Source organism: Nonomuraea harbinensis, from assembly GCF_019396385.1.
Classification (GTDB): domain Bacteria; phylum Actinomycetota; class Actinomycetes; order Streptosporangiales; family Streptosporangiaceae; genus Nonomuraea; species Nonomuraea ferruginea.
Window position 1 is genome coordinate 1 of record NZ_JAHKRN010000040.1, and the last position, 23,811, is coordinate 23,811.

Below are 23,811 nucleotides of genomic sequence, written 5' to 3' on the forward strand. Positions count from 1 at the left end.
GGGGGGGGGGGGGGGGGCCCCCCCCGGCCCCCCCGTCGTGTCACGAGCAGCCCTCGAACTGCGGCACCGCGACCGTGCCGAAGTCCAGGCCGGTGCCGCCGAACCACTCGCGCAGCAGCTTGGCGGCGGTCCCGTCCTGGTACATGTCGGTGATCGCCCGGTTGACCTCTTCGCATCCGGCCACGTCTCCCCGGCGCATGCCGATGCCGGTCCGCTGCTCGTTGAACTGGGCGTTGGCCAGGCGCAGCCCGCCGCCGTCCTGCTTGGCCAGCCCGGCCAGGATGACGTCGTTGGTGGTGATGGCGTCCACCTGGTTCTGCTTCAGCGCCACCATGCACGCCTGGTAGTCGGGGAACGGCTTGACCTCCGCCGCCACCCCGCGCTCCTCGACCACCCGCTGGGCCGCGTTCGCGCCCTCCACCTCGCAGATGCGCCGGCCCCGCAGGTCGCGCACGTCCTTGATCCGGCTCTCGTCGGGCCGGATCAGGATGTCCTGGTAGGAGATGTGGTACGGGCCCGCGAACAGCACCTTCTGCTTGCGGTCCTCACTGATCGTGTACGTGGCCACGACCAGGTCGGCCTCGCCGGAGAGCACCGCGTCCTCACGCTCGGCGGCCAGCACCGGGATCAGCCGGTAGTCCTTGCCGAGCCGCTCGGCGACGTAGGCGGCCACGTCGACGTCGAAGCCCTCGAACCCGTTGCCCTTCCTGAACCCCACCGACGGCAGGTCGGGCCGGACGCCGATGACGATCTCGTCCTTGTCGAGCATGGACTCGGGCGTTCCGGCGCCGCATCCGGCGGCCACCAGCGCGACCGCCGCGAGCATCACGATCATCAGCCGCTTCAACGGTACTCCCTCAGTCGTGGCCACACGCCCAGGGCCAGCAGCACGCCGATGCCGCCCATGGCGAACGGCAGCACGGTCCACAGCTCGTCCAGCGCCCGCTCGCCGCGGTCGACCGCCGAGGCGAAGACGCTCTGCTTGCGCTCGGCCACCTTCACGAGCTCCTCGTCGTACGTCGCGAACGCCTGCCGCACCTCGCCGAGCCTGATCGCGACCGCCTCACCGGTGCGGCCCGTGGCCGCCCGCGCGCGCATCAGGCTGTCGGCCTCCTGGTAGCGGAGGTAGGCGTCGAGCACGGGCTCGGCGGTCGCGCCGGCGAGCTCGGGGCCCAGCATGCCCCGGAAGTCCTCGGCCCTCTGCACCGCGGTCTGGTACTTCGCCAGGCTCCCCGCCTCGACGTACATCAGCCGCTGCGACTTGTCCAGGAACCGGTGCTCGTAGGTGTCGGCCCGCTCCTTGTCCAGCAGGAAGCGGCTCTGGTCGCCCTGCATGCTGTTGCCGATGGCGCGGGCCCTGGCCAGCGTCACCACCGAGTCGAAGCCTTCGAACTTGGCCGTCCGCAGGAAGTCGATGTCCCGCTGGATCACGCTCAGCCCGGCCGCCATCGCGCCGGCGGTCGCCAGGGTGGCGCCGACGAGCGCGAGCCCGAGCACCCGGCGGAACCGCCGGGCCAGGTACACCTGCAGGTACAGCAGGCACCCGAGCGCGAGCAGCCCGGCCACGATCACCGCGGCCCGCACCAGCGGCAGCATCCCGGCCGTGTCGTCGTAGGTGCGGCGCACGATGGTGCCGCTCTCCAGCGTCAGGTTGTAGGCCTGCGGCAGCAGCACCTGGCGCATCAGGTCGGTGGCGTCCCGGTAGACCCCCAGGACCGAGGCCGGCGGGTCCCCGGCGGCGTGACTGGACTGGCTGTCGAGCAACAGCGCCCGCGCGACCAACTGCTCGTAGCGGCCCAGCCCGTCCAGCACGGACTGGATGGTACGGCGCTCCGCCTGGTCGTCGCCGGCCAGCTGGAACGCCTCCAGCAGCGCCAGGTTGGCGGCCGAGCGCTGCTGCTCGTACCGCGCGAGGGCCTTGGCCCTGAGTCCTCCGTCCTCGGGGCCCATCACCAGCACGTCGGCGATCAGCGCGTCCATGTCGCTCAGCCCGAAGTACAGGCCGGAGGTGGCGACCACCTGGGGGCCGGCGTCGCGGCCGATGACGCGCAGGCCGTCGCCCGCGGTGGTGCCGCCGGCGGCGACGGCGGCGAACAGCAGCGCGAGCGCCGCGGCCGCCACCCCGGTGAGCACCCGGACCCTGCCGGGCACGCTGCGCGCGGCCCGCCGCCTGACCGGAGGCGCGGCCTGGCGCGGGGCGGGCGGCGCGGGTGAGATCGGTGTCACCGTCAAGGCGTGCCCTCCCTGATCGTGATCACGGTCCACGCGCCGAGGTGGATGCGGTCGCCCGGCCCCACCGGGACCGGCACGTTCACCGTGACGGGCTTGCCGTTGACCTGGGTGCCGTTCGCCGAGCCCGGGTCGACCAGCATCCAGGTCCCGCCGGGCGTGGCCAGCAGCACCGCGTGCAGGCCCGACACGCCCGGATCGGTCGGCGGCCCGGCCAGATCGATCTCGGGCGTCAGGTCACGGCCCCTGCGGCTGCGCCCGATGCGCACCTGCTCGCCGATGAGCGGGAACGAGCGTTCCGGGCAGTACGGGGGGAAGGCCATGGCTGCGGCGTCCGGGCCGTTCTGGGCGATGACCTGGTCGTAGTAGGCGCGGTCGGCGGCGGTCACCGCCTCCCAGCGGGCCCCGGCCACCGAGGTCTGCGCGGGCAGCGCGCCGCCGTCGAAGGAGTGGCCGCACACCTCGCAGAACTGGCCGACGCGCGGGGTGGCGCAGATCGGGCAGCTCTCCGCCGGCCGCGACCCCTGGGGCTGGGACGGGGCCGGCTGCTGCGGGGCGGGCGCGGACATCTGCGTCCCGCACACGTCGCAGTAGTCGTCGGTGCTCGACGCGTGCCCCTGCGGGCAGGTCGCCATCAGCTGCCCTCCGTCCTGCGGAGCCTGCTCGTGCGTACGGAGCCGGTGTCCAGCTCCAGTTCGTCGGCCTTGTCGACGTTCGTGACCAGCCGGGCGGTGCCCTGGACGGGATCGACCTCGACCACCTTGTCCAGCAGCCGCGCGGTGTCCTCGCGGCCCGAGTCGGCGGCGATCTTCCTGGCCTTGGCCAGGCGGGCGGTGGCGGCCTCCACGTTGCCGGCCGCGCGGTCGCTCAGCCCGTCCTGGATCAGCTGGTGCAGCTCGGCCTGGCCGGTGTAGTGGATGACCTTGGGGTTGATCCGGGTGGACTGGGCCAGGTCGTCGGTCCACTGGGCGAGCACGTTGCCCGAGGCCAGCACCTCGTCCGTGTCGGGCCGCACCAGTTTCACCCATCCGGCCCTGATCTCCTGGCCGATCTGGCCGGGGGCGACCTCCACGCACAGGTGGTACTCGCGCTCCTCCTGACCCCACGAGCCGGTCGGGTAGTCGCCGGTCATCGGGTTGACGTCGGCGCGCTTGCCGGTCAGGTCGAGCAGCGTGGGCGAGACCTGCTTGACGAACTTGAGCGTGGCGGTCTGCGGCACCCACACGCGCAGCGACAGGTCGGGCACGGTCTTGGCCATCGCCGTCTGGGTGATCCGGCGGAAGAACTCGGCCAGCTCGTGCTGGTTCCTGACGAACTCGAAGCTGCCGAGCAGCGCCTCCGACACCATGCGGAGCTGGGCGGGCACCCAGTCCGCGCCGACGCCGAGGCTGTCGCAGACGAACTTGCCGCTCCAGGCCCGCAGCACCTGTTGGAACGTCTCCTCGCGCTCGTTGTTCTGGCCGTCGGTCATGAGGAGGGCGTGCCGGACCGCGTTCGGATGCGCCGACAGCAGGTGGCCGGCCAGGTTGAGCCACTCGCCCATCGCGGTGCCGCCGCGCGCGGTCAGCCTGGAGATGGCCTGCTGCGCCTCGGCCCGGGTCGCCGGGGTGGCCCGGACCAGGCCGTGGCCGTGCGGGTAGACCACCTTGGCCGTCGAGGTGCCGGAGACCACCGCGAAGTACGCTCCGTCGCGCAGCGTCTCCACGGCCGTGGCGGCGGCCGTCCGGGCGTCACGGATCTTGCTGCCGCTCATCGAGCCCGACGTGTCCACGATGATCACTTCGGCGGCCTCGGCGGCGGTCTCCGCCACGGCCTGGCCGGTGGAGCCGATCGTGAGGATGGCGTGCACCTCCCGGCCGTCCACCGAGAGGAATTTGTTCTGGTCGATCTGCAAGGTGAAGGTGGGCTGGTCACCCATGCGTGCCTCCTAGAGGGATCAAGGCGATGGTCACGTTGTCGTGGCCGCCGGAGTCGAGCGCGTGGCGCAGCATCTGGCGGGCCTGGTCGAGCGGGGTTCCCTCGGTGGGGAAGCGGTAGCCGGCGAGGTAGCGCCACAGCCCGTCGCTGCACACCAGCAGCAGGCCGGGTCCCGGCGGCGTGAAGACGCGCGTACGGGGGCGCACGTCGGGGTAGTCGGCCCCGAGCCAGGCGGTGATCTCCCCGGTGGGCGCGACGTCGTCCTCGGTGAGCAGCGTCCCCTCCCGCCGCACGCCCCCGTCGGCGGGGACGTCGGCGAGCCAGTACGCGCGGGTGTCGCCCGCCCAGCAGAGCGTGATCTCGCCGGGGCGCGCCACCGCGGCCACGTACGTACAGGCCGGAGCATGGTCGGGGGAGCCGGCGAGCTTGCCGACCGCCAGGCCGGCCAGCCCGAACGCCTCCTCATGCGGCCGCCCCTCCGCCAGCGCCGCCGCTGCCGCCGCCACAGCCGCTGCCGCCGCCTCATCAGCCCGCGGCGAACTCCCCACCCCATCACAGACCACAGCGATCGTCCCCGAACCGACCGCCCCCAACGGGACCGCCCCACCTGCTGGAGTCACGCTGGGAGGAAACGTCCCTGACGGGACTGTCCCCGCCGCGCCGGAAGTGGCCGTGCCCGACGGGACCGGCCTGCCTGCTGAGGTCGCGCCGGGAGGAGGGAAAGTGTCCGCCGGGTCTGCCGGGGTCGCGCCGGGAGGCGTCCCTAGCGGGACAGCCCTCGCCGCGCGGGGAGGGGGTGTCTCTGGCGGGATTGTCCCGCCTGTTCGGGGCGGGCCGGGTGGGGGTGTTCTTGGGGCTGATGTGGTTACCGGGATGGTGGTCGCTTCTGGTGGGATCGGGTTCGGCGGGGGTGGGGTGAGCGTTAGCAGGGTTACCGCGTCCTCGTTGCGGGCGCGGCGCAGGCCGCGGTCCGTGACGGCGGCGGCGCCGTGGGGGAGGACGGACTCGGCATGGTCCCTGGCCGTGGGCTGGCGCACGCCGCAGCGTTCGCAGTAGCCCTCCGCGTCCACGGCGGCGGCGCCGCAGGACACGCAGGAGGGGGAGGCGAGCGGGTGGCCGCAGGCTTCGCAGAAGGAGTCGCCCCGGGCCACGGGCGCCTCGCACAGCGGGCACATCACAGCCACGTCCGGGGCCGGACGGTGTTGGCCAGGTCGACCAGCGCGTACCGTTCCTGCCGCGAGGACGCCGCGCCGGCGAGCTCGCGGTAGATCGACTCCAGCCGCCCGCGCACGCCCCGCTCCGTGAAGGGGGTGTCCGCAACCCGCGCGCCGGGCGCCGGCTGGTTGCCGTCGAGCCAGGTGAGCGCGGCACGCAGGATCTCGGCCGTCAGTCGCTTGCGGCGGCGCGGGTCGAGGTCGGCCAGCTTGCCCAGGCGGTCGGCGGCGGCGGTCAGCTCGCTGGGGTGCAGCGCCCGCGGGTCCCGCCGGGCGGCGGCGGCCACCAGCGCGAGCTGCGCGGCCACCCGGTGACTGGAGGACGCCGGCACCTCGTCGAGCACCGCCGTCCGGCCCGTCCTGGCCAGCCCGAAGGCGGCGCTGACGTAGGCGTGGTCGGTCCGCCACACGCTCTCGTACCAGGGGACCGGATCGCGACCTGCGAGCTCCAGCGCGAAGCCGAGCGCGAGCTTGGGCGCCCGCTCTCCCGGCATCATCGACACGCACCGGTCGAACGACCTCACCGCGAGATCGGGGTCGCGGACGGCGAGCCCGGCCACGCCGCGGTACCAGGTGACGCGCCAGTCGCCCGGCAGTGCCCGGTCCAGGTCGTCGAGCATGTCCCGTACTCCCGCGAGGCCGTCCTCCGCCGCCAGTCTGGCCAGCGTCAGCCGGGTCTCCGGCGTCTCCGGCATGGCCCCCACCTGGGCGGCCAGCTCGTGCGGGTGGCTGCCGGCCAGCCCGGCCAGCGCCCCGGCCGCGGGGTCGGCGGGGTCGGCCAGCGGCACGGGCAGCGACGTCACCGCCGCCATCGGGTCCAGCGCGTCGAACACCCGCTGCGGGTCGTCGGACAGCGCCCTGCCCACCGCGTCCCGCTCGGGCCCGAACAGCGCGGACGGCGCCGGGTACGGCACGCCGTCCTCCAGCGCGGAGATCTCGCGCAGCACGCCGACGAGCTGCTCCTCCATCTCCTGCGCGCTGTGGAACCTGGCGGCCGGGTCCGGGTCGGTGGCGCGGCGCAGCAGCCGGGCGAACGACTCGTGGCCGCAGTCGTCCGGCAGCGGCGCGGCCACCCCGCCCCTGGTGGGGCTGAACCCGGGGACGGCCAGCGCCGCCAGGGTCCTGGCCACCGTGTAGAGGTCGGAGGCGACGGACGACGGCTGGGTGTCCAGCTCGGGCGCGTGGTAACCGGTCGTCACCCAGGAGGACCCGGGCGGCGAGCCGACGCGCTGCACCGCGCCCAGGTCGATGAGCTTGAGCCGCCTGCCGACCCGGATCACGTTGGCCGGCTTGAGATCGCAGTAGACCAGGTCGTGCTCGTGCAGGTAGGCGAACGCGCGCAGGATCTCACGCCCGTACATGAGCGTCTCCCGCAGCGGCAGCGGGCCCTGGCCGCGCAGCTCGTGCAGCGACTGGCCGCCGACGTACTCCATGACGATGTAGCCGAGGCCGCCGGAGCGCTGGAAGTTGAAGATCTTGACGATGTTCGGGTGGTCGACCATCGTCAGGAAGCGCCGCTCGGCCTCCGCCGCCGCGAGCGCCTCGGCGTCGGCGGTGTTGAGCAGGCCCTTCAGGACCATCCAGCGGCCGTCCAGGTTCTCGTCGGAGGCCAGGTAGATCCAGCCGAGGCCGCCGTGGGCCAGGCAGCCGAGCACCCGGTACTGGCCGCCCACCAGGTCGCCCTTGGCCAGCTTGGGAGAGAAGGAGTACGGCGTCCGGCAGTGCGGGCAGAACCCGTCGGTGCGGCCTGGCCGCCCGTCCACCGACCGGCCGACCGGCTTGCCGCAGTCGAGCTTGGCGCAGAACCGCTTGTTCTCCGGCACTTGAGGGTCGGACTGCACCGCGGTCGCGGGGTCGCGGTACGGCACGGACGGCAGATCGGCGATCTCCGCGAGCACACCGGCGCGCGACCGGCCGCTGCTCATCGGCCCCGACACGCCCCTGCTGGAGGGCCCCGTCCCGCGTACGGGCCGGGTGACGCCGGCGGGCTGCGACACGGCCGGGTGCCCGGTCCACACCCCGACCGAGCCCTCCGCCGGGCCGCTCGCCTGCGCGGCCACCGGGGGTGAGACGGCGGCGTGACCGCACAGGTCGCAGTAACCCTCGTCGATCGTGCCCGTGCAGCCGGGCTGCGCGCACGACGTCATCGCCCACCTCCGTTGATGGCCCGCTTGTACTCGTCGACGGCCGCGGCCGCCCTCGTCAGGTCGCACGGCGAGCTCCACAGCAGCAGCCGCGCCCGCTCGTACAGCCGCATCGCGGCCGGATCCTCGACCATGCCGGTGCGCGCGGCCTTGGCCTGGCAGGCGCCGAGCAGGCCGCGCAGCTCGTCGCGCCTGTTCAGCAGCCCGCGCAGCGCCCGCGCTGCCGCCCCCGCCTTCGCCTCGGCCTCCTCGGCCTGTCGCTCCAGCACCGTGAGCCGTCTGGCCCGCTCCAGCCACGAGCCGGCCGAGGCGTCCAACGCCGCCAGCGCGGCCTCCAGCTCCGGCACGCCGCTCCTGGGCTGCGCCTGCGGCGGCAGCGCTATCTTGACGACGACGGCGCCGTGCGCCAGCCGCGCCTCGCTCTCGGCCGCCCGTACGAGGTCGAGCGCCGCCTTCAGGTTCTCCCTGCGCGCGCCGTACTCGTCCTTGACCGTCAGCGCCTGCTCCAGGTCGGCGCGGACGTTCTCCAGGTGGCGGACCAGCGTGTCGAGCTCCTGCTTGACGTGTCCCGATCCGAGCGGGTCCGCCAGCACGGCGGCGCGCAGGCGGGTCAGGTCGGCGTCCTGGCGGGTCAGGTCGACCGGCTCGCCCAGCCGGCTGCCCAGCTCGCGCGCCCCGGCGAGCGCGGCGGCGGCCGAGTCCACCCGGGGGAGCAGCGCCGACCAGACGGAGTCGATCTCGGTGAGCGCGTCGGTGGCGAGCTGGAAGGCCGCGTCCATCCGCAGGACGGTCTCGTCCAGGGTCAGCCGCTCCTCCACCGGGGGAAGCAGGGAGCGCTGCTCGACGGGCTTGGCCGGCGCCTTCAGCAGCACCGACCGGCCCGACAGCAACGCGGTCAGCGCCTCCAGCTGCTCGCCGCCGAGCCGGGACCGCTCGGCCCTGACCTGCTCCGCGTCGCGCAGCACCCCCCGGTACGCGTCGTACAGGGACCAGAGCCTGGCCAGCGCGGCCTGCGCCTCCTCCCAGCGGAGCCGGGTCGCGTCGCGTAAGGAGGCGCCCTTGAGTAACTGGTAGGTCGTGTGCGACTCCAGATCGAGCAGGTCGCCCGAGATGCGGTCACGCTCGGCCGCCCTCGCGCGCAGCGCGTGCTCGGCGCCTTCTCTGCTCATGGGTGGGCCCTGGCTCATCACGCTCCCGATGCCATAGGGGGGACCCTGACTTGTCCCTGATTGAACCCTGTCTTACCTGCAATCCGCTTAAAAGATCTCGTACCGTTCAAGTTATGGGACGAATACTTCTGGTCATCGCAGCCATCATCGCGGCATTTATCCTGCTCGGGCCACTTGTCGGATTCATCTTCGACCTGCTCAAGTGGGCGCTCATCATCGGCGCCGTCGCGGCCGGCGTCATGCTGCTGACGAAGCGGAGCAGCGGGACGTAGCGTCCTCGGGCTTACCGGCGCATAGTGGGTGGATGGAAGCGCGGCCGGCGGTCGACGACGCCGCGCTCGGGCGCGAAGCACTGTCCGTGCTCGAGGCGAACTGGACGGGAAGCGCCACCGTGCCCGCGCCCGGCCTCTACCCGCACCAATGGAGCTGGGACTCGGCGTTCGTCGCGATCGGCCTGGCCAGGCACCGCCCCGACCGGGCCCGCGCCGAGCTGCTCGGCCTGCTGGACGGGCAGTGGGCGACCGGGATGATCCCGCACATCGTCTTCCACACGCCCGAGGCGTACTTCCCCGGCCCGGCCGTATGGCGCTCCGAGGACCACCCGGCGGCGCCCCGGGTGCTCACCTCGGGGCTGACCGCGCCGCCGCTGCACGGGCTGGCGCTGTGGTGGCTCTACCGGCACACCGGCGACGACGCCTTCGTCAGGCGGGCCTTCCCTGCCCTGGCCGCGCAGCACGCCTACCTCGCCGGCGCCCGCGACCTCGGCGGCGCGGGGCTGGCCGCGATCGTGCACCCCTGGGAGTCGGGCATGGACGACAGCCCGGCGTGGGACGGCGCGCTCGCCGCGCTCCCCGAGATCCGCTACGGCTACCGCAACGTCGACCTGGACGAGCGGCACCCCGACAGCGACCACGACCGGTACGTGTGGCTGGCGCTGCGCTACCGCAACGCCGGCTACCAGGCCGGATACCTGCGCGACGAGCACCCGTTCGCCATCGAGGACCCGCTGTTCAACGGCATCTGGCTCGCCTCGTGCCAGGCCCTGGCCGAGCTGGCCCCGATCGCGGGTGCCGACCCCGTGCCGCACGTCGAGCAGGCCGAGCGCATCAGGAGCGCCCTGCTCGACCGGCTGTGGGACGGCTGCTTCTACGCCCGCGACCTGCGCGACGAGCGTCTCGTCCGCATCTGCACCGTCGGCGGGTTCGGGCCGCTGCTCGACCCCGGGCTGCCCGCCCTGCAGGTGAACACGGCCGTCGAGGTGCTGGAGTCGGCCCGGTTCATGGGCGCCACCGGCTATCCGGTGCCCAGCTGCGAGATCCGCGCCGTCCAGTTCGACCGCACCCGTTACTGGCGGGGCCCGTCCTGGGTGAACACCAACTGGCTGCTGCGCCGCGCCGCCGCCGTGCACGGTCTGGAGTCGCTCGGCCGGCAGCTCACCAACGGCACGCTGCGCCTGGTCAGGCAGGCGGGGTTCCGCGAGTGCTTCGACCCGTTCGACGGCAGCGGCCGCGGCTGCCGGGACTTCTCCTGGAGCGCGGCGCTCACCCTGGACCTGCTCGCCGACACGACCGATGACACGGTGGATACGGTGGAGAGGTGAAAGTCTTCCGTCGCCTGCCCGCTAGCGTCCGCGAGTCCCTGACCACCGAGCCGGGGGAGCGCGTGCTCGCCTTCACCCCGTCAGACGACGGCCACCTCGTGGCGACCACACTGGCGCTGTTCCTGCCCGACGGCACGAGAGTGCCGTACGAGACCATCGACAAGGCCTCGTGGGACGAGGACGGCCTGCGGCTGGTCACCGGCGACGGCACGATCCACGCCGTGCGGGTGGCAGAGCCGCGGCTGCTGCCCGAGACCCTGCGCGAGCGCGTCAACGCCACCATCGTGGTCAACAAGCACGTGGAGCTGCCCGGCCGCGGCGGGGTGCGCCTGGTGGCCAGGCGCAGACCCGGCGGCGAGGTCGTCGGCTGGAAGCTCGTGTTCGACGAGGGCCTCGACCCCGACGACCCGGGCCTTCGGGCCCAGGCCGAGCAGGCGCTCGAAGGGATGCGACGCAGCATGGGCGTGTGACGAGTCACACGCCCATGCTCCCGTCAGTAGGGAATCCCCGTCCGGTCGGCCGTGGCCGGCTCGGTGACCTTCTCGTCCGGCCACCCGGTGCCCTGGTCGGCCTTGTGCTTCTTGCCGAACGGCATCTTGTCCTGCATGGACCCGCTCATCTTCGACCGGGCCATCTCGCCTACCTTGGACGCCTTCGCGCCCATCACCCCCGCGGCCTCCTGGACCCGGGGGTCGTCGGCGACACGCTGGGCCGTTCTCTTGATCTGTTCGTACCGTTCACGTCCGGCCCGGCTGCCGAGCACGTACCCGACGGCCAGTCCCATAACGAATGGCATTCGATACCGCATATTGCACCTCCGCTCTCACGGCACTACCCGGATCACGATGCGACACGCACTCCAGGAGTGCGCTAATCTATTCCTGCGCACGACGGGCGGCCCGACAGGCCCTCCGATCAGCGCGGATCCGATCGATCCCGCGTAGCTCAACGGCAGAGCAGCCGGCTGTTAACCGGCAGGTTAGAGGTTCGAGTCCTCTCGCGGGAGCTTCGGCAAGACGCAGATCAGGCCCCTCTCCTGGATCAAGGGAGAGGGGCCTGAGTTGTTTCCCGGAGCCGGTCAGGGATCACCGGCCCGAGGAGATCGGTGTTGGATCCGGGTGTTGGATCCGTGCCGGTATGTCATTTTCCTCGGCTCAGGGCCTGCACCTGATGTTGAGGCACTGGGCCGGGTTGCCGTTGCCGCTGGCACGGTTGCCGCCACCGTCGGTGACCCCTCGTTCGGCTCGGATGCCGAAGTCGTCGTTGTTGCGTGCGCGGTTGTCCCTGATCACGGTGGCCGCATCGGTCGCGGTGACGTTGATGCCGCTTCCCCCGTCGTTGCCCTGGCCATTGCCGTTGGCGTCGTTGTCGTCGATGAGGGTGGCGGTCGAACTGACCGTGACGAAGATGCCCGTGCCCCTGTTGTTCACCACGCTGTTGCGGTGGAGCACGGTCCTTGTGCTCGCCGTGACGACGATTCCTTCATCGCTGCTGTTGAGGGCGGCGTTGCGCTCGACGCGTGCGTTGGTGACGGACTCGATAAAAATCCCAAAACGGGCGCTGTCGGTGGCGCTGTCACTGATATGCGGGCGATCCACGTCCCGGGCGACGATCCCGGCGCCGCCGTTGTCGGTGGCGAGAATGTTCCGGACGTGGTTGCGGTCAGCCCCATCCCCGAGACTGACCCCCGCCCCGAATTCGGTGACGGTGCCGTTCTTGATGGTCACTCCGGAGTGACCGGTGCGGGACGATCCCTCCGGGGTGTTGTCGATCCCGCTGAAGGGCAGGGCGCTCCCGCTGCCGTCGATGGTGTGGCCGTTGAGATCGATGGTGATGTTGCGCGCGCCGACTTCCAGCCCTATGCCGCGGCAGTCGTGCAGGTCGTTGGCCAGCTTGATGGATCTGGTGATGACCTGTCCGCAGGTCACGGTGGTCTCGCCTCTGTGGTGGCCGTCCTGCGCCGCCCAAGCGGCCATCGGCAGGGCGCAGGCGAGCAGAATGCCCCCCAGGCCGCCGACGAGCAGAGTTTTTGCATACATGAGATTCCCCCATAAGGACACAGATTAGTTCTGTGGCACAAATATCCTCCCACTCGGGTGAAGGGCTCAAACTCTGGGTGAATTGCACAGCATTACGAGCTAGAGGAACGTAACGGCTTTAATTATTACAATAGAGATAATGTACGCTATATCGCTTCTAACAGAACAAATAGGGCATATGCGCCTCACGCTGCCCACTTTCCTGTTTTGCCGGACAGAACCGGTACCGACGGGTCAGGATGAAAGCTGCCGCGGACAAGCCGTCACGGCGGTGCGGAGAGGGCGCCGCCACCAGGACGTACTGCCGGCCCGGAACCGGCAGGGCGATCCGTGACCGGAAAAGTGCTGGTTACTGCGTTGCCTACCTGGATCAGAACGCTGCGACCCTTCGACGCCCTGCCCGTACCGACCCTCATCGAGCGCACCACCGACCATCGCGAGGCCGAGCGCTTCATCAGGCTCTTCCACGAGGAGCACCCGGAAGCCGGCGACCCGGCCGCGCGGCTGCGGGACGTGGCCAGGGAGATCGCCCGGCGCGGCTCGTACACGCACACCTCCGAGGAACTGGAGTTCGGCGCCCGGGTGGCCTGGCGCAACAGCAACCGCTGCATCGGCCGGCTGTACTGGAAGTCGCTGAAGGTGCGTGACCGCCGCCGGACCACCAGCGCCGAAGGGGTGGCCCTGGAGTGCGTGGAGCACCTGCGGGAGGCCACCAACGGCGGCAAGATCAGGCCGGTCATCACCGTGTTCCCGCCCGACCTGCCCGCCCGCAGGGCGCCCCGGGTGCTGAACGACCAGCTGATCCGCTACGCCGGATACCGCGAACCCGGCGGGTCCGTCGTCGGCGATCCCCGCCACGTCGGCCTCACCGAGCTGGCGACCTCGCTGGGCTGGCGGGGCGGGGGAGGCCGGTTCGACGTGCTGCCGCTGGTGATCCAGCCGGGGATGGGCGAGCCCCTGCTGTGCAACGTGCCGGGCGACGTGGTGCTGGAGGTGCCGATCGAGCATCCGGAGTTCCCGTGGTTCGCCGAGCTGGGGCTGCGCTGGCACGCCGTGCCGGCGATCTCCGGCATGTGCCTGGAGATCGGCGGCGTGTGCTACCCGTGCGCGCCGTTCAACGGCTGGTACATGGGGGCGGAGATCGGCGCCCGCAACCTGGCCGACGCCGACCGCTACGACCAGCTGCCCGTGGTGGCCGCGCGGCTCGGGCTGGACGTCTCGTCCGAGCGGTCGCTCTGGCGCGACCACGCGCTGGTGGAGCTGAACGTGGCCGTGCTGCACTCGTTCGAGAAGGCCGGGGTGACGATGACCGACCACCACACCGAGTCCCGCCGGTTCCTCACCCACCTGGCCAGGGAGGAGAAGGCGGGGCGGGTCTGCCCGGCCGACTGGTCCTGGATCGTGCCGCCCATCTCGGGCGGCGTCACCCCCGTCTTCCACCGCTACTACGACAACCCCCTGCTCACGCCGAACTTCGTGGCTCGTCACTGATGGGCGTTGCACCCCGCTCTAGAACATGTTTCTGTTGGCCCATGGCAGAACTCGTACTCTCCTCGCTCGACCGAGGCGTGCTCACGCTCACCTTCAACCGCCCGGACCGGCTCAACGCCTGGACCGACGCCCTCGGCCGCCGCTACTTCGACCTGCTGGCGGAGGCGGAGAAGGATCCGCGGGTGCGCGCCGTCGTCGTCACGGGAGCCGGCCGGGGCTTCTGCGCGGGGGCCGACTTCGAGGCGCTGGCGTCGATCCAGCAGGGCACCTACGAAGGGGAGCCGGACCCGCGGCCCAACACCTTCCCCGTCACGATCGCCAAGCCGGTGATCGCGGCGGTCAACGGCGCCTGCGCCGGGCTCGGGCTGGTCCACGCGCTCATGTGCGACCTGGTGTTCACCGCCGAGGACGCCAAGTGGACCACCGCCTTCGCGCGCCGCGGCCTGGTCGCCGAGTACGGGCTGGGATGGGTGCTGCCGCGCATCATGGGACAGCAGCGGGCCATGGACGTGCTGCTGTCGGGCCGGACGTTCACCGGGCGCGAGGCGTGCGAGATGGGCCTGGCCCTGCGGGCGGTGCCCGGGGACCGGCTGCTGGAGGAGGCGCGGGCGTACGCGGGGGAGCTGGCCGCCCTCAGCTCCCCGGCCTCGATGGCGGTGATCAAACGGCAGGTGTGGGGCGACTGGGTGGCGACGCTGGACGAGTCGTACCAGCGGGCGACGGAGGAGATGCTGGCGTCGTTCGGCCGTCCGGACTTCGCCGAGGGCGTCGCCAGCTTCGTGGAGCGCCGCGACCCCGACTTCCCCTCCCTCTGACCCGGCGCGCCCCGGGGGCCCGCGGCGTCAGGTGAGGGGGTGGGCGCCGGGGGCCGGGGTGGCGGGCAGGAAGCGGGGCGGCTGCCAGGAACGCTCCTCGTAGGCCGAGGACACCGCCTGCCGGACCGTGTCCAGCCGGTCCTCGGCCACCAGGGCGATGGCCGAGCCGCCGAAGCCGCCGCCCGTCATGCGGGCGCCCCGCGCCCCGCCGCGCACGGCCGCCTCCACCGCGACGTCCAGCTCGGGCGACGACACCTCGTACTTGTCGCGCAGCGACAGGTGGGAGGCGTTGAGCAGGGCGCCGATCTCCGCGGGCCGGCCGGCGCGCAGCAGGCCCACGACCGCCTCCACCCGGTGGCTCTCGGTCACCACGTGCTCGACCCGCTTGCGCTCCTCGCCCCGCAGCCGGGCCAGCGCCGCGCCCAGGTCGGTCACGTCCCGCAGCGCGTCGACGCCGAGCGCGCGGGCGGCGGACTCGCACTCGGCCCGCCGCTTGGCGTACTCGCCGCCCGCGTGCTCGTGGTGCACCCGGGTGTCGATGATCAGGATGCGCAGCCCGTGGGCGGCCAGGTCGAGCGGGACGTTGCGGGAGCCGAGGGTGCGGCAGTCGAGGAACAGCGCGTGGCCCTCCCGGCACAGCGCCGAGGCGGCCTGGTCCATGATGCCGCACGGCATGCCGACGAAGTCGTTCTCGGCCCGCTGGCCGAGCAGCGCCACCTCCATCGGGCTCATGCCGAGGCCGTGCAGCTCGTTGAGCGCGGAGGCCACCGACACCTCCAGCGCGGCGCTGGAGCTGAGCCCGGCGCCCTGGGGGACGTCCCCGTCGACGGCGATGTCGGCGCCGCGCACCCGGTCGCCCAGCATGGCGAGGACGCCGACCACGTAGCGGGTCCAGCCGCGGGCGTCGTCGCGGGCCGCGAGGACCACGGGCTCGGGCGAGGACGCCTGCAGCGACAGCAGGCGGATCGTCTGGTCGTCGCGCGGGCTGACCGCCGCGGTGACGCCCCACGGGACCGCGAACGGCAGCACGAAGCCGTCGTTGTAGTCGGTGTGCTCGCCGATCAGGTTGACCCGGCCGGGCGCGCGCCAGACGGTCGCCGGCTCGGCGCCGAAAGCGGCACGGAAAGCTTCAACAACCCGCATATTCCAACACCCTTCAACAAGGACCCGACCGTAGACTAGCGGCACGAGCGGTACGAGCGGCACCAGGAGGAGCGTGGAGGAGCTGCTGGATCCCGCGCTCGGTTCGGTGCGGGTCTTTCTCATGCACGACGACAACAAGGCGCGCAAGCTCCGCCACAACCTGGGCCACCCGCGCGTGCTCACCTTCGGCGGCGCCTACTCCAACCACATCAGGGCGGTGGCGGCCGCCGGGCACCGCCACGGGTTCAAGACCGTCGGCGTGATCCGCGGCGAGGAGCGACTCCCGCTGAACCCGTCACTGGCCTACGCCGTCGCCTGCGGGATGCGGCTCGACTACCTCGACCGCGACTCGTACCGGCGCAAGGACACCCCCGAGGTGGTGGCGCGGCTGCGCGAGCGCTGGGGCGACGTGGCGATCCTGCCCGAGGGCGGCAGCAACGCCGCCGCCGTCCGCGGCTGCGCCGAGCTGCCCGCCGACATCCCGGTCCCGTACGACGTGGTCTGCTGCCCGGTCGGGACCGGGGGCACGCTCGCCGGCATCGCGGCCGGGCTGCCCGAGGGCAAGCGGGCCCTCGGGTTCGCCGTGCTCAAGGGGGCCGCGTTCCTCGCCGGCGAGGTGGCGAGGCTGCAGCGCGAGGCGTACGGGCGAGTATGGGACAACTGGGCGATCGACCTCGGCCACCACTTCGGCGGCTACGCCCGCACCACGCCGGAGCTCACCGCGTTCGCCGCCGAGCACCGGGTGGAGCGGGTCTACGTCGCCAAGATGCTGCTCGGCATCGTCGGCCTGGCCCGCCGCGGCGTCTTCCCCGCCGGCGCCCGCGTCGTCGCCGTGGTCACCGGTCAGCCCTCGACGCCGGTGGCCGCGTGGGGCGCGCCGACCGGCTTCGACTCGGGCGAGCCGCGCTGACGCAGGTAGATCGAGAGCACCACCATCGACAGCACGGCGAGCAGCTCCGACTGCCAGTTCTGCAGGCTGCGGTTCCAGAAGTCGGGCGAGGTCACGTACGAGCCCCAGCCGACCGGGTCGCGCAGGTCGGTCAGCCGCTCGGCGTTGTACGACGCCAGTCCCGCCACCGACTGCGCCCCCCACGACAGCAGGAAGATCGAGCCCATCACCAGGCCCAGCGAGTTGCTGTAGAGCCACAGGCGCGCCCCCTTCGCCCTGGCCCAGGCGGGCGAGCCGGGACCGGCGTATCGGCCGATCAGCTGCTGCTCGTCGGACTCGGCGCCCGCCTGGCCCGGCTCCTTCGACTCAGGCGAGCCCCGCTGGACCAGCCAGACGGTGAGCATGATGAACATGAAGAACTGCAGGTACTCCGACTGCCAGTTCTCCGCGACGTCCACCGCGTAGTCGGAGGAGAACACGTACCGCAGGAAGGAGACCGGCTCGCCGCCGTCGACGAGCTGCCGCTCGTTGTAGTCCAGCATCCCGGCCAGGGCCTGCCCGGCCAGGCAGACGAGGAACAGGACGAGGAAGGCCGCGGACAGCGCGTTGTCCTTGAACCGCCTCAAAGGTGGGACCATCCGATCGCGTAGAAGAAGGCCAGCCCGGACCCGATGACGAGCAGGGTGAGCGTGAACATCACCTTCATCAGTTCTCCACCTCGCACTCGTACGGGAAGTCGCGGACCGGCGCGCAGCCCGCGGCGACGACCCGCCAGCCGTCGGCGAAGTGGTGCAGGAACAGGGTGTCGCCCTCCAGGCGCACCTGCGCCTCGTCACCCCAGACGCTCACCTCGATGACGCCGCCGCCCGGCCCGAGCGCCAGCTCGCGCAGCGCGTCGGCGCACGTCTGACCGGGATCGGGCAGCTTGTCGGCCGTCTTGGGGGCGAGCATGCCGCAGGCCGCCTCCAGTTGGCGGTCGGCGAGTGCGGCGTGGAAGCGCTCCGCGGCCCTGGAGGGCCCGGCGGTGTCGGCGACACAGCCGGTGGCGAGCACCGCGAGCATCACACTCACGACGAGTCTCATGACCGTGGGCTACCCGGAAGACCATCCGGCATGCTCAGGGGCCGAGCTGCTCCAGGATCGGCGCGACCAGCGCGTTCAGCTCTCGGGCGAGCACCGTCACGGCCCGCCGGGCGCTCTGCTCCACCTCGTCGTGCGGGCCCTCGGGCTCCGGCGGCAGGTCGTCGAGCGGCACCGGCGCCTCGACGAGCAGGCTCGCCCGCAGGAACGGGTGGCGGGCCAGGTCGGACTGCGAGGGCTCGACGTACTGGCCGAACGTCTCCTGCCAGCCGAGCCAGCCGCGGTCGCGCCACCAGGCGCGCGAGCGGGTCAGCTCCGCGGGCGGCGGCGAGGCGAGCCTGATGCGCGCGTTGAGCGTGCCGTCCCAGGTGTTGCGGACGCAGGCCGCCTCCAGCACCCGCCGGTCCCAGCGTACGTAGCCGGGCGACAGCGACGGCGGCGTGGCCAGCTCCCAGGCCGCGCACGCGAAGCGCACCGGCGCGATGTCGCCCCACTCGAACGCGTCGAGGTTCTTGCGCACGTGCACGGCGTAGCGCCCGTCACGGTCCCTGTCGAACTCCTGGTCGATCCAGAACGCCTTGCCCATGAGCTCTACCGTACGGCGCGGGCCGGGCGCCGAGTATCACCGAATGGCCTGTGACGCAGGTGACAGATGTGTAGTTTTTTCACTTCAGTGGTTAAACAGGGAGCGTAAATGACGTCAGAACAGCTCGGGCCGGCCATGGACCGCTGGGAAGCGGGAGATCTCGAAGGGGCCGCCGCGCTGTTCAGGGAGGTGGCCGCGACCGGGGACGCCCAGGCGTCGCACCTGCTGGCGTGCCTGCTGGAGGAGCAGGGTGACCTGGACGGCGCCGAGGCCGCGCACCGCGCGGTGATCCAGTCGGGCGACCCGGTGTACGGGCAGCGCTCGGCGATGGCCATGGGCATGATGCTGATCAACGCCAGGGAGTGGCCCGCGGCGCACCGGGTGCTGTCCATCGCGGCCGACGGGGCCGACTTCGAGGTGGCCGCTCTCGCCGAGACGGCGATGGTGCTGGTCTGCACAGAGCTGGGCGACGAGGCGGGCGCCGGCCAGGCGCTGGACCGGGCGCGCCGCTCCGGCAGCCCCGCGGTGGCCGAGCTCGCGGCCCGGCTGCGGCTGCCGGACTTCCCGCCGGCCGGCTCCGCCAGGGAGCTGTACGAGCAGGCGCGGGACGAGGACGACTACCGGGAGCTGCTCACCGGCGGCGACCCCGAGGTGGTGTCGCTGTCGGCGTTCCGGCTCTACCGGCAGTACGCGGACGAGGAGCGGTTCGAGGAGGCCAGGGCCGTCTGCGAGCACGCCGTCGCCGCCGGTCACCCCGACCACCTGTCCATGGCGTACAAGCTGCTCGGCGCCGTCCTGGTGGACCTGGGCGAGTACGCCGAGTCGGTGGCCGCCTACGCCCGCGCCGCCGAGGACCCGCGGCCGGAGATGCGGCTGCCCGCGCTGCTGGAGCAGGCCAAGGTCATCGGCCATCTCGGAGACGAGGACCGGACCAAGGCGATCTTCCGCCGGGTGATCGCCAGCGGGCAGCGCGAGTACGCGCTGGAGGCGCAGGCCTGCCTGGCCCAGCTGCATACCGAGGCCGGCGAGGTGGCCGAGGCGCTGGACGCGCTGCGGGTCGTGCTCACGGCGGGGGAGAGCGAGTGGGCCTCGGTGTCGGTGACGCTCCTCGCCATGCTGCTCGAACGGCACGCGGAGGCGTACGAGGAGATCATGGAGCTGGTGTGCGCGGCCTCCCGCCACCCCGACCCCGACGCCGCCTTCAAGGCGGCGCTGCTGCTCGACCACGACGCGCGGCGGGAGCCGCTGTCGGACCCCGTCGAGGAGCAGGCGCTGCAGGACGCCGACGAGGGGCTGGCCCAGCTGCGCGCCGGAGACCTGGCTGAGGCCAGGCGGCTGCTGCGGCGGGCCGCCGACTCCGGCGCGGGCGCCCAGGCGGTGCGGGCCATGATGGCGCTCGCCGAGCTGGAGCTGGGCGAGGGCGACCGGGAGCAGGCGGACGAGCTGCTCACCTACGTCGCCGAGGGTGAGGACGTGCCGCAGGGCTTCACCGCGGCGTTCCTGCTGTGCCTCCTGGAGCGCTCCGGCGACGAGCCGCACCCGGTGCTGCGGGCGGTCGTCGCCCATCAGCGGCTGGGGCGGGAGGAGGGGCTGGCCCGCTACCGGGAGGCCATGGACGCCGCCGACCCTGGCGTGGCGGCCGTCGGGACCGCCGTGTTCGCGCAGGTGGCGGGCTCGCTCGGGCTCGACCTGTCGGAGGCGGCCGGGCTGCTGCGGCGGGCCGCCGGCTCCGGCGACCCGCTGGCGCTGTCGTACGCGGCGGTGATCGGCAGGGACGTGCTGCGGGAGCGGGACGAGGCCGCGGACCTGCTGCGCCGCGCCCGGCTCGGCGGGCATCCCGCGCTGGCGCCGTGGGTCGCGCACGCGCTCGCGGGCATGACCGACGAGCTGGCCCTGGCCCGTGAGGCGTACACCGAGGCCCTGTCGTCCACGCACGAAGGGCTGCGGCGGGAGGCGGCGGCGGGGCTGGCGCGGGTGTACGAGGAGCAGGGTGACCTGCTCGCGGCCTGCCGTCTGCACGAGCGGGTCATCGCGCACGGCGGCCGGGACGCCGTCCGCGCCGCCTGGCTCCTGGGCCTCACCCGGGTGCGGCTGGACGACCTGGAGGGGGCACGGGCCGCCTTCGAACTGGTGCCGGACGGGGCGGGTGACCGTGCGTCCGGGGGTCGGGTCGCGTCCGAGGGCCAGACTGCGTCCGAGAGTCGCTCCACGTCCGGAGATCGGTCCGCGTCCGACAGTCGGTCCGTGTCCGACGTTCCGTCCGTGTCCGAGAGTCGGGTCGCGTCCGGGATGGTTTCGGAGGGGCGGGACTCGTACGGGGAACTGGGGTCGGACGCGGCTGAAGATCGGGCCGTCGGGTTCGAGGGGGCTGCTGCGTCTGGGGTGGTCTCGGACGGGCGGGACTCGTACGGGGAGTTCGGGCGGTACGGGAGGGCGCTGCTCGATCGGGAGTTCTCGGCGGCGGGGCGGGCGCTTGGCGGGATCGGCGGGGAGGTGCGTGGGCTCGCGGCGATGCTGGCGATGCAGAGCGCGCACGCCTGGCAGCGGCGTGGCGACCGTGAGGCGGCCGACAGTGCGCTGACGCTGGCGCTGGACTCCGGGCACGCCGGGGTCGTCCAGGAGGCGGCCTGCTATCTGGGGGCGCTCCGCCAGGAGTCCGGCGACCTGGCGGGGGCCGCCTCGGCATGGGAACTTGCCGCCGAAGGTGACGACGACAGGCTGGCCGCGATGGCGCTGCGCCACCTGGGCGCCGTGCGGCAGTCCGCCGGTCGCCACGACGACGCGGCCTCGGCGTACCGGCGCGCGCTCGACCGTGACCCCGCCGACGTCCGTGCGGCCACCCGCCTCGCGGACGCCCTGGTAGCCGCGGGCCGCCTGCCCGAGGCCCACGCCCTCCTGCCGGCGCACTCCCCGCACGACGCCGCCCTCCACCTCGCGCGCTCCCTCCGCACCCACGGCCACCTCACCGAAGCCATCACCACCCTCCAAGCCGCCCGTGCCCGAGGCGCCCAGCCGGACATCCCACTGGGTGCAGCGTCCGGGGAGGTGGGCACCGCTCTCGGCGGTGAGGACCCCACCCCAGGCGAGCACGTCGGCGCCGTTGGGGAGGCGGCCCCCGGCGAGCGCGCCGCCATCGTCGGTGAGGGGCGCACCGGTCTCGGGGGTGACCACGCCTTCGGTGAGCGCGCTGCCGTCGTTGGGGTGCTTGGGGGTGAGGGGGAGTTGTTGCTGGGGGAATTGCTGGCTCAGGGTGGGGACTCTCGGGGGGCGTGGGAGGCGTTCGAGCGGGCTGCCGGGGGTGCGGACGAGAGGGCGGCGGCGGTGGCCAGGGCTCGGCTGGGGAGGGCGAGTGCGGAGGAGTTGCCGTGGGCGCTGGCCGCGCTGGGGGAGCGGGAGGCGGCGTTGACGGCGCTGGCCGGGGTCGCCGGGTCGGCGGAGATGGCGGAGCTGCTGCTGGCGCTGCATGAGGACGACGTCGCCGAGGTGCGGCACCTGCTGGTGGAGCGGCCGGCCGCGGAGTCGTACGACGAGGTGCTGGCGGCGGCGCGGGGGCTGGACGGTGAGGAGCCCGCGGAGGAGCTGTACCGGATGCTGGTGGAGCTCGGCGAGCCGAGGGTGTCCGCGCAGGCGAGGCTGGGGCTGGGCGGGGTGCTGGCCGGGCGGGGCGAGCATTGCCGCGCCGAGCTGTGCCTGTTGCCCGCCACCGGGGACGAGGACGCCGCCGCCCACGCCTGGGAGGGCATCGGCCGGGCCAGGCGCGCCAGAGGTGACCTGGACGGCGCCGCCGAGGCGCTGCACGCCGCCATGCCGGGCTCCGCCGTACAGCTCGCCGAGCTGCGGCGGGAACGCGGCGACGGGGAGGGGGCGCGTGCGGCGCTCGCCGCCGGGGTCGCGGCCGGTGACCTGGAGAGCCTGCGCCACCTGCTCGTGGTGCTGCTGGAGCAGCAGGCGTACGAGGAAGTCAAGGAGCAGGCGGAGCGCGCGGCCGGCACCGGCGACCAGGAGACCGTCACGATGGGCTACTGGGCGTGGGGCGAGGCCTGCCGGAGCGGCGGCGACCTGGCGGGCGCGGTGCTGATGCTGCGCAAGGCCGTCGAGGCCGGATACCGGCGCGCCGTGCCCGCCGTCCGCGGCGACCTGGCCAGGGCGCTGCGCGCGCTCGGCGACGCGGCGGGCGCCGCCGAGGAGGCCCGGCTGGCGATCGAGTCCGAGGACGCGGACGCGGCCGCGCAGGCGGCCCTCGACCTGGGCTGCTGGCTGCACGAGGACGGCGACCCGCTGGGCGCGGCCGACGCGTTCGCCGTCGCCGTGGGGGCGGGCGGCGGGTCCGAGGCCGCCCGGCCCCACGGCGACGGGGCGGGCGGCGGGTCCGAGGCCGCCCGGCTGGCCGTCGGCAACCTGACCGTGCTGGCGCGGCAGGCGTGCGGCCGCGGCGAGCACCGGCTCGCCCTCCAGGTGCTGTCGCGGATGGGGGAGCACGCCGCCGCGGCCGGCCGGGAGATCGGCGAGGAGTGCGAGGACCCGGAGGCCGTGCGCGCCTACTACGCGCTGGCGGGCGACCCGTTCGCCGAGCTGGAGGCGGCCGCGCGGCTGGCCGCGCTGGGGGAGACCGGGCAGGCCAGGGAGGTCTACGAGCGGCTGAACGAGGACGACGACCCCGAGGTGCGGTTCGTGGCCGGGAGCAGGCTGCTGGAACTGCTCGACGCCCAGGGCGACGCCGACGCCTTCTACCGGCTGGCCGAACGGCGGGCGGGCGACGCGGACAGCCCGGCGCGGCCGGTGTTCGGCAGCCTGCTCGGCATGCTGCAGGAACGGCAGGGCGACACCGAGACGTCGCTGCGCACGCTGCGGGAGGCGGCGGAGAGCGGCGAGCCGACGGCGCTGACCGTGTACGCGCAGGCCCTGGTCGCCGCCGGCAAGGAGGCCGAAGGGCGGGCGGCCTACCGGCGGGTGCTGGAGGCCGGCGACCCCGAGGCGGCGGCGCGGGCGATGGTGGCGCTCGGCAACACCTACCACGACGAGGACGAGGCGGCCGCCCGTGCCTGGTACGTGCAGGCGGTGCACGCCACCGAGGGGCACGTGAGCGCGCTCGGCGCGATGTACCTGGGCGCGCTGGCCAAGCGGCGGCGCGACTTCCCCGAGGCGCTCGGCTGGTACCAGCGGGTGATCGACGCCGGCGATCCCGAGGCGGGGATGGCCGCGGCGCATCTGGGCGAGCTGGCGTACTGGCTGGGCGACCGCGACGGGACCGTGCGGTACTACGAGCTGACCCTGACGCTGACGGACCGGCCGGAGCTGGTGGCCGAGGCCGCCTGCCGGCTCGGCGAGGTCCGCATGGCCGACGGCGACCCGGACGCCGCCCGCCGCCTGCTGGAGCGGGCCGTGGCGAGCGGCGACGAGACGTTCACGCTGGAGGCCAAGACCTTGCTCGCCAAACTCCCCTAAAAACCGACATTTCGCCGTACGAGAGGAAACTTGTGGTGAATAAAATGACC

The 23,811-nt window shown here is 73.1% G+C and carries 20 protein-coding genes and 1 tRNA gene; 8 read left to right on the forward strand and 13 right to left on the reverse strand.

From position 1 onward, the window contains the following. Positions 1-40: 40 nt before the first annotated feature. Genes KME79_RS31965 through KME79_RS31995 form a run of 7 tightly spaced genes read right to left on the reverse strand, consistent with a single transcriptional unit; the run spans position 41 to position 8,673 of the window. Entirely contained in the window at positions 41-847 is an 807-nt protein-coding gene (locus KME79_RS31965) for a transporter substrate-binding domain-containing protein (RefSeq protein WP_246640775.1), read from the reverse strand. Then, complete coding sequence (locus tag KME79_RS31970) at positions 844-2,226, reverse strand: GlnX family signal transduction membrane protein (protein ID WP_308249129.1); 1,383 nt, start codon at positions 2,224-2,226, stop codon at positions 844-846. The genes KME79_RS31965 and KME79_RS31970 overlap by 4 nt, the downstream gene beginning before the upstream one ends. Before the next feature lie 2 nt (positions 2,227-2,228). Next, complete coding sequence (locus tag KME79_RS31975) at positions 2,229-2,864, reverse strand: FHA domain-containing protein (RefSeq protein WP_219548467.1); 636 nt, start codon at positions 2,862-2,864, stop codon at positions 2,229-2,231. Continuing rightward, positions 2,864-4,147, reverse strand: a complete 1,284-nt coding sequence (locus KME79_RS31980) for a vWA domain-containing protein (protein WP_219548469.1) — start codon at positions 4,145-4,147, stop codon at positions 2,864-2,866. The genes KME79_RS31975 and KME79_RS31980 overlap by 1 nt, the downstream gene beginning before the upstream one ends. Then, entirely contained in the window at positions 4,140-5,321 is a 1,182-nt protein-coding gene (locus KME79_RS45555) for a PP2C family protein-serine/threonine phosphatase (protein WP_246640780.1), read from the reverse strand. Before KME79_RS45555 ends, KME79_RS31980 begins: the two co-directional genes overlap by 8 nt. Further along, a complete protein-coding gene (locus tag KME79_RS31990; RefSeq protein ID WP_219548473.1) occupies positions 5,321-7,507 on the reverse strand; it encodes a serine/threonine-protein kinase in 2,187 nt (728 codons plus the stop codon). Before KME79_RS31990 ends, KME79_RS45555 begins: the two co-directional genes overlap by 1 nt. Next, entirely contained in the window at positions 7,504-8,673 is a 1,170-nt protein-coding gene (locus KME79_RS31995; RefSeq protein ID WP_219548475.1) for a hypothetical protein, read from the reverse strand. Before KME79_RS31995 ends, KME79_RS31990 begins: the two co-directional genes overlap by 4 nt. A 113-nt stretch (positions 8,674-8,786) precedes the next feature. On the opposite strand from KME79_RS31995, the gene KME79_RS32000 reads away from it, so the two are divergent. From KME79_RS32000 to KME79_RS32010, 3 genes are read left to right on the forward strand one after another with little or no spacing between them, the layout of a single operon-like run. Beyond that, positions 8,787-8,945, forward strand: coding sequence for a hypothetical protein (locus KME79_RS32000; RefSeq protein ID WP_187281303.1), 159 nt, complete (start codon positions 8,787-8,789; stop codon positions 8,943-8,945). 32 nt (positions 8,946-8,977) lie between these two features. Then, a complete protein-coding gene (locus KME79_RS32005; protein ID WP_219548477.1) occupies positions 8,978-10,273 on the forward strand; it encodes an amylo-alpha-1,6-glucosidase in 1,296 nt (431 codons plus the stop codon). After that, positions 10,270-10,743 (forward strand): hypothetical protein, encoded by a 474-nt coding sequence (locus tag KME79_RS32010; protein WP_219548479.1) that lies wholly within the window; start codon positions 10,270-10,272, stop codon positions 10,741-10,743. Before KME79_RS32005 ends, KME79_RS32010 begins: the two co-directional genes overlap by 4 nt. 23 nt (positions 10,744-10,766) lie before the next feature. On the opposite strand, the gene KME79_RS32015 is transcribed toward KME79_RS32010, so the two are convergent. After that, a complete protein-coding gene (locus KME79_RS32015; protein ID WP_219548481.1) occupies positions 10,767-11,081 on the reverse strand; it encodes a YtxH domain-containing protein in 315 nt (104 codons plus the stop codon). A 126-nt stretch (positions 11,082-11,207) separates the two neighbouring features. Here KME79_RS32015 and KME79_RS32020 point away from each other — a divergent pair. Continuing rightward, positions 11,208-11,279, forward strand: a tRNA-Asn gene (locus KME79_RS32020). A gap of 148 nt (positions 11,280-11,427) precedes the next feature. Here KME79_RS32020 and KME79_RS32025 read toward each other — a convergent pair. Further along, positions 11,428-12,312 carry a right-handed parallel beta-helix repeat-containing protein gene (locus tag KME79_RS32025; RefSeq protein ID WP_219548483.1) on the reverse strand — a complete coding sequence of 295 codons (885 nt, stop codon included), beginning with the start codon at positions 12,310-12,312 and terminating at the stop codon, positions 11,428-11,430. A 357-nt stretch (positions 12,313-12,669) separates the two neighbouring features. Between KME79_RS32025 and KME79_RS32030 the strand changes: the two genes are divergently transcribed. Both KME79_RS32030 and KME79_RS32035 read left to right on the forward strand, forming a co-directional pair. Next, complete coding sequence (locus tag KME79_RS32030; RefSeq protein ID WP_219548485.1) at positions 12,670-13,803, forward strand: nitric oxide synthase oxygenase; 1,134 nt, start codon at positions 12,670-12,672, stop codon at positions 13,801-13,803. A 41-nt stretch (positions 13,804-13,844) separates the two neighbouring features. After that, positions 13,845-14,618: an enoyl-CoA hydratase-related protein gene (locus tag KME79_RS32035; RefSeq protein ID WP_219548487.1), complete on the forward strand. Its 774-nt coding sequence runs from the start codon at positions 13,845-13,847 to the stop codon at positions 14,616-14,618. Positions 14,619-14,645: 27 nt separating this feature from the next. On the opposite strand, the gene galK is transcribed toward KME79_RS32035, so the two are convergent. Beyond that, a complete protein-coding gene (gene galK / locus KME79_RS32040) occupies positions 14,646-15,761 on the reverse strand; it encodes a galactokinase (protein ID WP_219548489.1) in 1,116 nt (371 codons plus the stop codon). A 73-nt stretch (positions 15,762-15,834) separates the two neighbouring features. On the opposite strand from galK, the gene KME79_RS32045 reads away from it, so the two are divergent. Beyond that, positions 15,835-16,671, forward strand: coding sequence for a 1-aminocyclopropane-1-carboxylate deaminase/D-cysteine desulfhydrase (locus KME79_RS32045; protein WP_219548491.1), 837 nt, complete (start codon positions 15,835-15,837; stop codon positions 16,669-16,671). Here KME79_RS32045 and KME79_RS32050 read toward each other — a convergent pair. The 3 genes from KME79_RS32050 to KME79_RS32060 form a co-directional block, all read right to left on the reverse strand. Further along, complete coding sequence (locus tag KME79_RS32050; RefSeq protein ID WP_148033328.1) at positions 16,605-17,276, reverse strand: DUF6766 family protein; 672 nt, start codon at positions 17,274-17,276, stop codon at positions 16,605-16,607. The genes KME79_RS32045 and KME79_RS32050 overlap by 67 nt on opposite strands. Before the next feature lie 79 nt (positions 17,277-17,355). Continuing rightward, a complete protein-coding gene (locus KME79_RS32055) occupies positions 17,356-17,733 on the reverse strand; it encodes a hypothetical protein (protein ID WP_219548493.1) in 378 nt (125 codons plus the stop codon). Between the two features lie 34 nt (positions 17,734-17,767). Continuing rightward, positions 17,768-18,316: a hypothetical protein gene (locus KME79_RS32060; protein ID WP_219548495.1), complete on the reverse strand. Its 549-nt coding sequence runs from the start codon at positions 18,314-18,316 to the stop codon at positions 17,768-17,770. Between the two features lie 108 nt (positions 18,317-18,424). Here KME79_RS32060 and KME79_RS32065 point away from each other — a divergent pair, with 108 nt between their 5' ends. Continuing rightward, positions 18,425-23,761: a tetratricopeptide repeat protein gene (locus tag KME79_RS32065; protein WP_219548497.1), complete on the forward strand. Its 5,337-nt coding sequence runs from the start codon at positions 18,425-18,427 to the stop codon at positions 23,759-23,761. The last annotated feature ends 50 nt before the right edge of the window (positions 23,762-23,811 follow it).

What these genes read in the sequence shown, in the direction of transcription:
- KME79_RS32005 (WP_219548477.1), top strand. Translation starts at nt 8,978, where the DNA reads ATGGAAGCGCGGCCGGCGGTCGACGACGCCGCGCTCGGGCGCGAAGCA.
- KME79_RS32035 (WP_219548487.1), top strand. Translation starts at nt 13,845, where the DNA reads ATGGCAGAACTCGTACTCTCCTCGCTCGACCGAGGCGTGCTCACGCTC.
- KME79_RS32000 (WP_187281303.1), top strand. Translation starts at nt 8,787, where the DNA reads ATGGGACGAATACTTCTGGTCATCGCAGCCATCATCGCGGCATTTATC.
- KME79_RS31975 (WP_219548467.1), bottom strand. Translation starts at nt 2,864, where the DNA reads ATGGCGACCTGCCCGCAGGGGCACGCGTCGAGCACCGACGACTACTGC.
- KME79_RS32060 (WP_219548495.1), bottom strand. Translation starts at nt 18,316, where the DNA reads ATGGGCAAGGCGTTCTGGATCGACCAGGAGTTCGACAGGGACCGTGAC.
- KME79_RS31980 (WP_219548469.1), bottom strand. Translation starts at nt 4,147, where the DNA reads ATGGGTGACCAGCCCACCTTCACCTTGCAGATCGACCAGAACAAATTC.
- KME79_RS45555 (WP_246640780.1), bottom strand. Translation starts at nt 5,321, where the DNA reads ATGTGCCCGCTGTGCGAGGCGCCCGTGGCCCGGGGCGACTCCTTCTGC.
- KME79_RS32015 (WP_219548481.1), bottom strand. Translation starts at nt 11,081, where the DNA reads ATGCGGTATCGAATGCCATTCGTTATGGGACTGGCCGTCGGGTACGTG.
- KME79_RS32065 (WP_219548497.1), top strand. Translation starts at nt 18,425, where the DNA reads ATGACGTCAGAACAGCTCGGGCCGGCCATGGACCGCTGGGAAGCGGGA.
- KME79_RS31990 (WP_219548473.1), bottom strand. Translation starts at nt 7,507, where the DNA reads ATGACGTCGTGCGCGCAGCCCGGCTGCACGGGCACGATCGACGAGGGT.
- KME79_RS31995 (WP_219548475.1), bottom strand. Translation starts at nt 8,673, where the DNA reads ATGAGCAGAGAAGGCGCCGAGCACGCGCTGCGCGCGAGGGCGGCCGAG.
- KME79_RS32025 (WP_219548483.1), bottom strand. Translation starts at nt 12,312, where the DNA reads ATGTATGCAAAAACTCTGCTCGTCGGCGGCCTGGGGGGCATTCTGCTC.
- galK (WP_219548489.1), bottom strand. Translation starts at nt 15,761, where the DNA reads ATGCGGGTTGTTGAAGCTTTCCGTGCCGCTTTCGGCGCCGAGCCGGCG.
- KME79_RS32055 (WP_219548493.1), bottom strand. Translation starts at nt 17,733, where the DNA reads ATGAGACTCGTCGTGAGTGTGATGCTCGCGGTGCTCGCCACCGGCTGT.